The organism is Acinetobacter uliginosus (assembly GCF_044130295.1).
Taxonomy (GTDB): Bacteria; Pseudomonadota; Gammaproteobacteria; order Pseudomonadales; family Moraxellaceae; genus Acinetobacter.
The window spans coordinates 76,255-87,987 of sequence record NZ_JBIQOC010000005.1 but is presented as its reverse complement, the minus strand read 5'-3'; the positions used below and the strand labels follow the sequence as shown (position 1 = coordinate 87,987).

Below are 11,733 nucleotides of genomic sequence, written 5' to 3'. Positions count from 1 at the left end.
CTCTGGAAAAACTGTGAAAAGCACCTAAATACGAGCCTTCAGTTCATTAATTTAGCCTTTTTAAGGCTACTTTTGCATAGAAAATATTCTGGATAGGTTCTAAGAAGAAGAATAAAAAGGAAGAACGCAATGAGCGTAGTCATAGAAACCCAGATGTTAATTCGCAAACCGGTTGCAGAGGTGTTTAATGCCTTTATTGACCCCGAAATCACCAGCAAGTTTTGGTTTACTTCATCTACCGGACACTTGATAGAAAACAGAACGGTAGACTGGTATTGGGAAAAAGATGAAGTGACCCGCAGTGTTTATGTCGAACAGCTGATTCATAATGAACTGATCCAGTTTACTTGGGGAGAACCCAAGAGCACGGTAGATTTTATTTTTGAGAAGTTAACAGAACAAGAGACTTATCTTCGCATTCGCAATTATGATATTTCTCTGCAAGGCTCAGACTTAATTACTTTTGTGATTGAGCAAACAAGCGGTTTCACCACTGTGCTGGATGGCTGTAAGGCTTACCTGGAATATGGAGCGCAGTTAAATCTGGTCAATGACAAGTTTCCGCCATTTGTCGAAATGGGGGTGATTTAAATCTGAATATAAACTGTCATGGATCGGGGGTAAGCCTAGGAGCTACAGATAGAAAAAGCGTCATCCTGCAGCTCACTAAAACATCTCCTGTTCTGGTTGAGGCCACTTGGAATTTTATGGCTGCAATGGAAAAGACAGACCGGTTCGATCACTGCTTGGGATTCTGTTCTTTTAACCATAAATAATGCGGAATCTGTTTTTTTGCTTTATCACGTAACTTTTTCTTGATGTACAACACCAATGCAAAACAGGTGGTGGTGAGGGTCAGCAGCATGCTGTTCATAAAACTCATGAGAGAGCTGACATAACCAATAGTGGTTAAACGGTTCATCATGCGGATGACTTGAGGACTGCTTTCCACACCGGTAATGGCCCAGGTGCATAAATGTTCGCAGTTGTTAATAATCAGATGATACTGGTTTTCGTTCATTCGTGAACGCATACGCCGTACCACTTTGCGGCCGCGAAATTTAGGATTGTTATATTGCTGGATAATAATGGTTTTACCAAAGCTGAATTTTTCCAGTGAGGTAATCTCAATGGGACGTTTCTTAAATAAATGGGCAAAACCTGAATAATGAATAACCCGGCCACGTCCTGCATAAATGCCGTGATGAGAATATCCAAAATGTTTAACGATAAGATGCGTCCCTAAAGGAAATCGTATTTTCTGCTGTTGCATGTAGACGTTTAACCAATAAAGTTACAAATATATTTTAGTGACTTAGTTTACTGCTTCTTTATAAAAGAATCGACTATTTCACTGAGTTGACTAGCTTTTATGACACTACAGCGCATTAAAAATGTCAGGATTCAGCATACCTCATGAGCCATAGCAGCATGAAGAAAATATTGTTAATAAAATGTGCAGTTATCACCTTACTCAGTTTGACCAGTATCACCTATGCAGAGCTTTATACCCGGCGCTGGCAGACTGATATTGTAGATGTAGACATTGTTCAGATTGATCAGCCACAAAACTTGCGCCTGTTTTTAAATGATCGCCAGACCCATCAACCCTTAGGTAAATTTAAAGCTGTGGCAAAACAGCTGAAAGCATGTGAAAAGCTGCTCTTTGCCATGAATGCCGGGATGTATCATGCAGACTATTCTCCGGTCGGGTTATATATTGAAGCAGCTCGGCAACAGAAAAAACTGAACACGGTCAAACAGGCATATGGCAATTTTTATCTGCAACCCAATGGCGTATTGGCCTGGAATCGGCATCACAGCCTGATCGCAAAGACAGAAAGTTATCAAAAGCTCAAGTTTAATGCCGAATACGCGACGCAATCGGGGCCTATGCTGGTGATTGATGGGCAGATTAATCCCCAATTTTTAAAAGATTCAGATTCCTTTAAGATCAGAAATGCTGTCGGGATTAAAGATCAAAGCTTATATTTTGTGATCAGTCGAAATGCGTTGAGTTTTTATCAATTTGCACAATTTTTTCAACAACAGCTTAAAGTGCAAAATGCCTTGTATCTGGACGGCTCAATCTCTAGTGCCTATATTCCGCAGTTAAAACGTTCAGATTCATTGTTTAATCTGGGACCGATGGTGGCCTATATTGATCAACAGAACTGTGCTACTCAATAAATGAAGTTCGCCAGCCATTAAAACCTGTAGCCAATTTTTAAACCATAGCCTATCGCATGGTTGTTGTTAAATTCACCGACCTGTGAAGCTTCAGATACCCCGGGAAGAGGAAGATAATAAGTGCCATCTTGTGCGGTGGCATCACCAAGCCAATAGTATTTGATCCCCCCTGAAATAAAATAGTTGGATTCAGGATTAAACTGAAATCCCAAGCCTATATTTTTGTAACCCTTGGTAGGATTTAAAATTGATCTAGGATTACCCGTGCCTGAATCCCAGCCGAGATCAAAAGCAGCGGACCATTTCGTGGTTAATTGTCGTGCCATGCCTAAGGTCACACTCCATTGGTCTTTTTGATAATCATCCAGATTAAATCCTGCGCTATAACTGCCATTACTAAGGGTCGTGGTGGCAAGTGCCGATAATGCGCCGAACTGGGTAGGACGTATCACAAAATCTTTCCAGTTGACCCATCGTATGTTCGAGTACAGTAAAGTTCCGCTCATGATACTGGTCTGGAAATTCAGATTGACCGATTGTGGGGTAGAAATTTTGGTTTTGGCATTGTCTGTTAGGAGTAGAGGTGTGCCCAAAATGTTTTCTTCTACATTGATTTTATGATTTATTTTCGAGTGATAAGTCAAGGCAGCCTTTAGTGCGAGCTCGGGAAACTGATAGGCAAGACCCGCTTTCCAGCCGAGGCCAGCATCCTGTTTAAATTTGGCGTTATAACCATTAAATTGGGCATATACCAGCCCACGTAGCGCGACATGACCTTCCACGGTTTGATAGGCAGGACCGGCATACAGGTTAATATTTTTGACAGGTTGATAACCTAAAATAAAACTCAGGTTTTGGCTGTCGACATTGACCTGAGTACCTTGCTGGCTCAGTGCGGTATCGGAGAAACTGCCATTGTCTTTTAATGGATAGTGTAAATCTGAACCAAATGGCTGATCATAGAGAATGCCAAAAGAGAAATTTGGAACGAATTGCAGTTTCAGTGCGGCACTCTGGTACTGGAAAGTCTGGGCAATATTATCGGTTGTATTATCAGCACTGTCAGGATTAACCAGATCTGGACGTGAACCTAAGGTATGCCCGGACACTTCAGGATCGGCAGCAGTAATGGAGGCTTCAAAATAATGCCCTGATTCTAGAAAAGGCAACACGGATTGTCCTGATTGATCCATGGTTGCCGCCAGACTATGACTTGAGATTAGGCTGCATAATATTGCCAGTCCAGGATAATACCGTTTCATATATTTTCCTTTTTAGGCTTATTTTTATTTTTTGCTCTTGTTGTTTTTTATCTTGTATTCTTGCTTGCTTTTATTCTTACTTGCTTGGCTGTTCTATCGGTTTGTTAAAATTCTTATTCTAGTAGAGCACTTTTACATTGTGTGGCATAGCAGATTCTGGAAAAATGATGGGAACTATGTTTCGAAGTATTAAAATTTGGCCATAATGGGCTATATAACAATTTTCGGGGGCAAATAAAAAGGCATTTAGTTGACTAAATGCCTTCATATAGAGGGTTTAGACTCTATTGTCGCAGTGGTAGATGCTGTAATTCATTTAACTCTTTTCGGCTATAACCTCTTGAAATTAAAACTTTCTTAATTCCAATGATGACTTTTTCATCTGTTGTTTGAGTTAAAGCCTGGATCAATTGTTCATTTGATTTGCAAGAGCAATCATTTTCAACACACGAGATTTGATTCTTGTGTTCGTTTTGCTGTTGATGAGCAGAAAACAGCTTTTGCCAAAAACTCATAGAGCCTTCATACACAACCTAACATAGATCGAAATATATCCAGTTTTTTGAGGAATACAAGTCTACCAAAGCTATAAAAGAATCAATTGAACCTTTAATTTTCCGATAGTAATTGAACACTTTAACGATATTATGAGATTTTCTATTCAGAATTATTTATAAATGATTTATTTTCAATGAAATATAAATGAAGCTCAATTGAGCTTCATTGATGTAAATATATTTACAAACTTAACAAAGAAATAAATTGTTTAAATTTTTTCCAGTAACACACCCGACTCGACGTGATGGGTATAAGGGAACTGATCAAACAAGGCAAATTTGGTCACTTTATGCGTACTCGATAAAGTCTTTAAATTGTCCTGTAAAGTGTCCGGATTACATGAGATATAAATGATCCGTTCAAAACGCTGTAGCAGTTTTAATGTTTCATCATCAATACCTGCACGCGGTGGATCAACAAATACCGTATCGAAGTCATAGCTGGTGATGTCGATTTCTGCTTCCTGCAAGCGACGGAATTCACGTTCGCCATTATAGGCCTCGGTAAATTCTTCAGCCGATAAACGTGCCACCTGAATATTATCAATCTGGTTTTGTTCAATATTCCACTGCGCCGCGTAGACCGATGATTTGGCCAATTCGGTTGCCAGTACGCGATTGAACTTGGTGGACAGTGGCAGGGTAAAGTTGCCATTGCCACAGTACAATTCCAGTAAGTCTTTATCTGACTGTTTGGCCGCATTGCATGCCCATTCCAGCATTTTTTGGCAGACTTGTGCATTCGGCTGGGTAAAGCTGCTTTCGATTTGCTTATATTGATAAGTACGATCGAATACTTTTAACTCTTCCACCACATAATCATCTGTCAAAATGACACGTTGACCACGGCTACGACCATAAATTTTAATGTTGAGCTTATCAGACAGTGCTTTTGCTGCAACTTCCCATTCTGCATTGAGTGTGCAACGGTAAACCAGTGAAACCAGCATTTCACCTTTTAATGTTGCTAGAAAATGAACTTCAAATAAACGCTTGGATAGAATTTCTGTCGCTTTCAGTTCTTTTAACAGAACAGGCATTAAATCGTTAATGCTTTTATCGGCTATCGGGAATTCGTCAATGCGAATCACCTGTTTTTGATTATCTTCACTGCGTTCAAACATCGCATAAAACATATCGTCGTCAGTATGCCAAATCCGAAATTCTGCGCGCATACGGAAGTTTTGTTCAGGCGACTGAAATACTTCTAAAGAAGGGGGATTAAACTCGGCAAATTGAGCAGAAATACGTGCAATCTTGGCATCAAGTTGTAACTGATAAGCTGAAGTCATATGCAGTAAAAATCACAAACACATTGAAAACAGGGATGGTAACAAAGTTTGCCTAAGATGACTAAACTTATTCCCCAATCAGCAGCAGAAATATAGTGATTGAACTCAAATTCAAATGCGCTTTTTTGATATTAAGAATGATAAAGGCAGATTTTTATTCAAAGGAAAAAATCAGGATGGTTTAAATGATTTCAAAACCAAAAAGAAACCAAGTCAACCAGACCAGGGAGAAGTTGACTTGGCAAAGAGGAAACGATACGTCGTTATAGGGTTAAGCGCTGACGTATATTTTTAAGTTTGGGTTGAGGTTAAGGTTTTAATTTAAGGTCATCAGGCTGGCATTACCTCCTGCGGCTGCGGTATTGATACTGATGGCATGCTCAATCACCAATCGTTCTAAAGGAATATTATGATCCAGCGGTTTTAAATGCGTGATGCCAATAATCGCCCCGGAACGGGCAGCAATTTGAGTTTGCAAGTATTGCAGTTGTGCTTTACTGCCGTGATGCAGTACGGCATCAAAATCAGCGCTTTCAATGTTCTGGATTACGGCAAAACGCTGTTCAATTTCTTTGGGCATTTTAGAAAGATATTTGAGCACAAAGGTATTTTCAGCCAGAACCACAGGCTGGCTGCCAACCGCAAAAATTGCCGCCAATTGCTGAATCTGATCCTGTTCCTGCTCCGCTAAAGACAGCACGCGTTTTCTTGGCAACACTACATATTGATTGCTTTCACCGGTCGGACCTCGCAATTCATAATGATGGCCAGCACAGAATGCAGGGCACGGTTGCAATTGATATTGAGGGAAGGTTTTTTCTGCCCATTGATAAAACACGTCATATAAAGGCTGATGCGCTGGCTGTGTGGCTTGTGCCTGAGTTGCAAATGGTCGAGCCAGTTTTTTCGCAGAGCAGTGCTGCATCAAACGGTACAGATAAATCGGGCCGCCAGCTTTAGGGCCTGTACCGGACAAGCCTTCACCACCAAAAGGCTGAACACCGACCACCGCACCGACAATATTACGGTTGATATACAAATTGCCGACTTCTGCATGTGCAATGACAGTCTGAATGGTCTCATCAATACGGGTATGCAGTCCCATGGTCAGACCATAACCTTTGGCATTGATCTGCTCAAGCAGCTGTTCTAATTGACCATATTTGTAGCGGATCATATGTAAAACTGGACCAAATACTTCACGCTGCAAATCGTCCAGATTCGGCAATTCAATTAAAGTCGGCGGAATAAAAGTCCCTTGTGCTAGGCTTTGATCCTGTTCAGGATTTAACATCAGTTGATGTACGGAATGACCTTTACCACGCATCTGATCAATATGTTTCTGAATATTGTTTTGTGCTTCAAGATCAATTACCGGGCCGATATCGGTTTTTAATAGCGCGGGATTGCCAACACGCAGTTGTTGCATGGCACCTTTCAGCATATGGATAACACTATCGGCATTGTCTTCTTGCACGCAGAGCACACGCAGGGCAGAACAGCGTTGGCCGGCACTATCATAAGCCGAGCTCACCACATCCAGAATCACCTGTTCGGTCAATGCCGACGAGTCAACAATCATGGCATTTTGCCCACCTGTTTCCGCAATCAGTGGAATAGGATGACCTGATGGACTCAGTCTTTGCGCCAGGGTCTTTTGCAAAATTTTGGCGACTTCGGTTGACCCGGTAAACATGATGCCTTGAATACGCGTATCACTGCTTAATTGTGCACCGACTGTTTCACCTTGCCCCGGCAGTAGCTGTAGCACATCTTGAGGAATGCCGGCTTCCCACAAAATCTGAATCGCTTGCGCTGCAATCAGTGGCGTTTGTTCAGCCGGTTTGGCAATGACAGTATTTCCAGTAACCAGTGCCGCTGAGATTTGTCCGGTAAAAATCGCCAAAGGGAAATTCCATGGACTGATACATAATACCGTACCTAAGGGTTGAATCACGGTATCTCGATCCAGATCGATCATTTGCGCTGCGTAATAACGCAGGAAGTCGACTGCTTCGCGAACTTCGGCAATGGCATTGGCATAGGTTTTACCACTTTCACGGCATAACAGAATCATCAGTTCCTGCATGCGTGATTGCATGATATCTGCTGCACGCTGTAGGTAAGCGGCACGTGTGTCTTTAGCGGTATTGCTCCATTCAGCTTGTGCATTCACGGCATGATCTAGGGCTTGATTGACCTGATCAGCGCTTGCTTCCTGTACATGACCCACGATATCTAGATGATCGGCAGGATTGACAATAAGAAGTGACTGCGAACTTGCATCATTTGAGTCATTTTCAAGACCGAGGTTTTTACCCAAAACCTGCGCTTGCCATTGCTGCTGACTCAGGTTGTGTGCAGTCTGGTTGAGGTCGGTCAGGTCATGATCATTGGCTAAATCCAGACCCGCTGAGTTTGGACGGATATCACCGTACAAATCAGGTGCTAGGGGAATAGCCGGGTGCTTCTGACCCACCTGTGATTCTTTGGCTGCATTTTTCAAAATCTCTGCATGCGGATTTTCAATCAGATCTTCAATTTTTAGGCTTTTATCTGCAATGCGGTTGACGAAAGAGGTATTGGCGCCATTTTCCAGTAAACGTCTTACCAGATAAGCCAGTAAGGTTTCATGATTCCCTACAGGGGCATAGATACGGCACGGCACCCCCAGTTTGTTATCTGTTTTATTGCCCACCACCTGTTCATACAGTGGTTCACCCATGCCATGCAGGCACTGGAATTCATATTGGCCACTGTAGTATTGGTTCGGATCGGCCAAATGATAAATGGTTGCAAGAGTCTGGGCATTATGTGTCGCGAACTGCGGGTAAATCTGCTCTGGCGCAGCCAACAGTTTTTTCGCACAGGCAATATAAGACAGGTCGGTATGCACTTTACGGGTAAACACCGGGTAGTCCGTCATGCCTTCAATTTGGGCCTTCTTGATTTCACTGTCCCAGTAAGCACCTTTAACCAAACGGATCATCAGGCGTTTTTGACTGCGTGTGGCTAAGTCCACCACATAGTCCACCACGTAGAAGCAGCGTTTCTGATAGGCCTGAATCACAAAACCAATGCCTTTCCAGTCGGCAAGGCCCGGCTCAAAACATAAACGCTCTAATAGTTCTAAAGAAATTTCCAGACGTTCGGATTCTTCGGCATCAATGTTCAGGCCAATATTGTAGCGTTTTGCCAGTTCTGCCAATTGCAGTACTTTTGGATACAGCTCCTCATGTACGCGATGTATTTGTGCACGCTGATAACGTGGATGCAGGGCGGAAAGCTTGATGGAAATACCCGGGCCGTCATAGACATCTTTGTCTTTGGAGGCCTGACCAATGGCATGGATGGCATTGCTATAATCCTGGAAATAGCGTTCAGCATCATGTTCGGTCAGCGCGGCTTCACCGAGCATGTCATAAGAATAACGGAAACCTTTATCTTCTAGCGGTTCTGCATGTTCTAGCGCTTCCTGAATGGTTTCACCCGTAACAAACTGCTCGCCCATCATCCGCATGGCGACATCCACAGCTTTACGGATAATCCCGCGACCACTACGGGCTAAAAGCCCTGTGAGCACGCTGGATAAAGTCTTTTGTTTTGGGGTTTCCATCAGTTTTCCGGTCAGCATGAGCCCCCAGGCAGCCGCATTGACAAACATCAGGCTGCTTTGCCCTACATGTTCTTTCCAGTTGCCCTGATTGATTTTGTCGCGAATCAGCAAGTCCCGTGTCGCGCTGTCCGGAATTCGCAGCAAGGCTTCAGCCAGACACATCAGGGCAATACCTTCCTGAGAGGAAAGTGAAAACTCTTGCAATAATCCCTGTACGATCCCGGCTTTACCGTTCGAGCTTTTACGTTCCCGTAAGCTATGAGCAAGATCGAATGCCAGATCATAAATACGCTGGTTCAGCTGTTCAGAAATCTGGCTATGTTCCAGTAAATGTTCAACACAGTCAGGTTCAGCACGGCGCCAGGCAGTATTTACCTCAACTTCATAATCATTTTTTTCTTTGAATTCGGTAATATATCCAAAGTGAGGTTTTGTCTGGTCAAAGCGGGTTTCAGTGTCCATTATATTCATGCCAACATCCTGTGACTGCCAAATTTTTGTTGAGTAAAATGCTTTATATAATTTATGATTACAGAAAGAATGCCGAATAACTCACTATAATTTTGGTTCATTTTAGAGAATAATTCTGATGTACAGCCCGATTTTTACCCTGGACCGAACAGATATCAAAATTTTAGATATTCTGCAAAATGATGGCCGGATTTCGAATATAAAACTGGCCGAAGCAGTAAATTTATCCCCGACCGCGGCTTTGGCAAGGGTACAGAAACTGACCAAAGATGGGTTTATTCTGGGCTATGAAGCCAAGCTGAATCCTGACATGCTTAATGCCAGTTTCGTGGTGTTTGTCGAGATTTTACTGGATAAAACTACCCCCAATGTTTTGGAGGAATTTTCTGATGCGATCATGCAATATCCTGAAATTGTGGAATGTCACATGATCAGTGGCGGATTTGATTTTGTTGTGAAAATCCGCTGTGCCAATATGGAAGAATTCCGGAAAATTTCAGGGCAGGTCCTGTGGCGTCTTCCCGGAATTAAAGAGACACGAAGTTATCCGGTGATGGAAGTGATTAAGGAAAGTTCTAAAATTTATCTGAAAAATAAAGGATAAAAATAAAACAAGGGGCTTAATGCCCCTTGAAGTTTATCTGGTGAAAGAAAATATCCTCAAAGCTTTATCCTCCATTCTTAGATTGGGCGGGTAGCCCCTTTTGCAGTTCTGCCATTTCTTTCTTGTACAATTGATCAGCCTGCTCGAAACGCTGAAGTACTTCTTGCGAAGGAGCTTTTTCTAATAAGCTGACCACGACAATGCTCACAAATGACAGAATAAAACCGGGAATAATTTCATATAAACCGGTACTGGCCATGGTGTTTTTCCATAAAATAACGGTTACCGCACCGACAATAATCCCCATAATCGCGCCGTTTAAGGTCATGCGTTTCCAGAACAAGGACAGGATAATCAGCGGACCAAATGCAGCACCGAAACCGGCCCAGGCATAGGCAACCAGTCCTAGAACCTTACTGTTTGGATTGCTTGCCAGAATAATGGCAAGTACGGCAATCGCCAGTACCATCAAGCGTCCAACCCAAACCAGTTCCTTTTGCGAAGCATTTTTGCGTAAGAATGCTTTATACAAATCTTCCGTCAGGGTGCTGGAGCAGACCAGAAGCTGACAGCTCAGGGTACTCATCACCGCAGCTAAAATGGCGGCCAAAATTACGCCTGCAATCCAGGGGTTAAACAGAATTTTGGTCAGTTCCATAAAGATGGTTTCAGGATTCTGGGAAACCACGCCTGCAAGTTCTGCATGATGCTGGAAGTAGGCAATGCCAATAAAACCGGCTCCGACTGCACCCCCTAGACATAGAATCATCCAGCTCATGCCAATACGACGTGCTGCCGGAATGGTCTTGACTGAATCTGCTGCCATAAAACGCACCAGAATATGCGGCTGTCCAAAATAGCCTAAGCCCCACGCCAGTGATGATAAAATGGCGACCGTACTTAATCCTGAAAGCATATTGGTGGCATGCGGGCGAGCCGTTTCAATCATTGTGGCAAACTGCTGGCTATGATCACCGATGGCCATATAGGCCATGATCGGCGTCAGCAGCAGCGCGAAAATCATCAGTCCTGCCTGAAAGGTATCGGTCCAGCTAATCGCTAGAAAGCCACCGATACATACATAGCTGATGGTGGCAATTGCACTGATCCAGAGTGCCGTCGTGTAAGACATGCCAAAAATACTTTCGAATAATCGTGCACCTGCCACCATGCCTGACGCGCAGTAAATGGAGAAAAACACCAGAATCACCAGAGCCGAGATCATCCGTAATATACGCTTGCGATCCCCAAAACGACTGGTGAAATAGTCCGGCAGGGTTAAGGCATTGTTCTGTACTTCGGTATGCACCCGTAAGCGGCCGGCGACCAGCAGCCAGTTCAGCCATGCGCCAATAATCAGGCCAATTGCAATCCAGGCTTCCGACAAGCCTGAAAGATAGATTGCACCGGGTAAGCCCATGAGCAGCCATCCACTCATATCGGAAGCGCCTGCGGAAAGGGCGGTGACCACGCTGCCCAGACTGCGTCCGCCCAGAATGTAATCTGAAAAGTCGGAGGTGGATTTATAGGCATACAGTCCTATACCAACCATGGCAATAATATAAAAAATAAATGTGATGAGGGTGGGGTTAAGTTGACTCATGGGCGCATCCTTATGTCCTTATGAATAACATCTTTCCAAGATGATTTTTTGTGCAGGTTCACTCAGGCGCTGATTCAACCATAAAATTGAAATTACCTTCTGTAACATTTCTAAGGGATTTAATCACGTGTTATGTAG

Annotated in this window: 9 protein-coding genes and 1 pseudogene; 4 read left to right on the top strand and 6 right to left on the bottom strand. The window is 43.2% G+C overall.

All coding sequences use genetic code 11. The annotated features are described in order from the left end of the window. Positions 1 to 96, top strand: a pseudogene (locus tag ACE01T_RS02245) (IS5/IS1182 family transposase); the annotation flags it as partial. Positions 97 to 129: 33 nt separating this feature from the next. Next, positions 130 to 591, top strand: a complete 462-nt coding sequence (locus ACE01T_RS02240; RefSeq protein ID WP_180043362.1) for an SRPBCC domain-containing protein — start codon at positions 130 to 132, stop codon at positions 589 to 591. Between the two features lie 148 nt (positions 592 to 739). On the opposite strand, the gene ACE01T_RS02235 is transcribed toward ACE01T_RS02240, so the two are convergent. Further along, entirely contained in the window at positions 740 to 1,273 is a 534-nt protein-coding gene (locus ACE01T_RS02235) for a lecithin retinol acyltransferase family protein (RefSeq protein WP_180043360.1), read from the bottom strand. A gap of 143 nt (positions 1,274 to 1,416) precedes the next feature. Here ACE01T_RS02235 and ACE01T_RS02230 point away from each other — a divergent pair, with 143 nt between their 5' ends. Continuing rightward, positions 1,417 to 2,190: a phosphodiester glycosidase family protein gene (locus tag ACE01T_RS02230; RefSeq protein WP_257221750.1), complete on the top strand. Its 774-nt coding sequence runs from the start codon at positions 1,417 to 1,419 to the stop codon at positions 2,188 to 2,190. Positions 2,191 to 2,207: 17 nt separating this feature from the next. Here ACE01T_RS02230 and ACE01T_RS02225 read toward each other — a convergent pair whose 3' ends face one another. The 4 genes from ACE01T_RS02225 to putA form a co-directional block, all read right to left on the bottom strand. Beyond that, positions 2,208 to 3,452 carry an OmpP1/FadL family transporter gene (locus ACE01T_RS02225; RefSeq protein ID WP_180043357.1) on the bottom strand — a complete coding sequence of 415 codons (1,245 nt, stop codon included), beginning with the start codon at positions 3,450 to 3,452 and terminating at the stop codon, positions 2,208 to 2,210. Between the two features lie 284 nt (positions 3,453 to 3,736). Further along, positions 3,737 to 3,967 carry a hypothetical protein gene (locus ACE01T_RS02220; RefSeq protein ID WP_086196359.1) on the bottom strand — a complete coding sequence of 77 codons (231 nt, stop codon included), beginning with the start codon at positions 3,965 to 3,967 and terminating at the stop codon, positions 3,737 to 3,739. 251 nt (positions 3,968 to 4,218) lie between these two features. After that, positions 4,219 to 5,301, bottom strand: a complete 1,083-nt coding sequence (trmA, locus tag ACE01T_RS02215) for a tRNA (uridine(54)-C5)-methyltransferase TrmA (protein WP_180043356.1) — start codon at positions 5,299 to 5,301, stop codon at positions 4,219 to 4,221. Between the two features lie 316 nt (positions 5,302 to 5,617). Next, the gene (putA, locus tag ACE01T_RS02210; protein ID WP_180043354.1) at positions 5,618 to 9,388 is read right to left on the bottom strand and encodes a trifunctional transcriptional regulator/proline dehydrogenase/L-glutamate gamma-semialdehyde dehydrogenase; all 3,771 of its coding nucleotides are present in this window, start codon (positions 9,386 to 9,388) and stop codon (positions 5,618 to 5,620) included. Between the two features lie 118 nt (positions 9,389 to 9,506). On the opposite strand from putA, the gene ACE01T_RS02205 reads away from it, so the two are divergent. Continuing rightward, positions 9,507 to 9,992, top strand: a complete 486-nt coding sequence (locus tag ACE01T_RS02205) for an Lrp/AsnC ligand binding domain-containing protein (protein ID WP_086196356.1) — start codon at positions 9,507 to 9,509, stop codon at positions 9,990 to 9,992. 64 nt (positions 9,993 to 10,056) lie between these two features. Here ACE01T_RS02205 and putP read toward each other — a convergent pair whose 3' ends face one another. Continuing rightward, entirely contained in the window at positions 10,057 to 11,595 is a 1,539-nt protein-coding gene (gene putP / locus ACE01T_RS02200) for a sodium/proline symporter PutP (protein ID WP_180043352.1), read from the bottom strand. Between the last annotated feature and the right edge of the window lie 138 nt (positions 11,596 to 11,733).

Bases quoted from the DNA above. Each gene is read 5' to 3' on its own strand.
- ACE01T_RS02240 (WP_180043362.1), top strand. From the start codon at position 130: ATGAGCGTAGTCATAGAAACCCAGATGTTAATTCGCAAACCGGTTGCA.
- ACE01T_RS02235 (WP_180043360.1), bottom strand. From the start codon at position 1,273: ATGCAACAGCAGAAAATACGATTTCCTTTAGGGACGCATCTTATCGTT.
- ACE01T_RS02230 (WP_257221750.1), top strand. From the start codon at position 1,417: ATGAGCCATAGCAGCATGAAGAAAATATTGTTAATAAAATGTGCAGTT.
- ACE01T_RS02225 (WP_180043357.1), bottom strand. From the start codon at position 3,452: ATGAAACGGTATTATCCTGGACTGGCAATATTATGCAGCCTAATCTCA.
- ACE01T_RS02220 (WP_086196359.1), bottom strand. From the start codon at position 3,967: ATGAGTTTTTGGCAAAAGCTGTTTTCTGCTCATCAACAGCAAAACGAA.
- trmA (WP_180043356.1), bottom strand. From the start codon at position 5,301: ATGACTTCAGCTTATCAGTTACAACTTGATGCCAAGATTGCACGTATT.
- putA (WP_180043354.1), bottom strand. From the start codon at position 9,388: ATGAATATAATGGACACTGAAACCCGCTTTGACCAGACAAAACCTCAC.
- ACE01T_RS02205 (WP_086196356.1), top strand. From the start codon at position 9,507: ATGTACAGCCCGATTTTTACCCTGGACCGAACAGATATCAAAATTTTA.
- putP (WP_180043352.1), bottom strand. From the start codon at position 11,595: ATGAGTCAACTTAACCCCACCCTCATCACATTTATTTTTTATATTATT.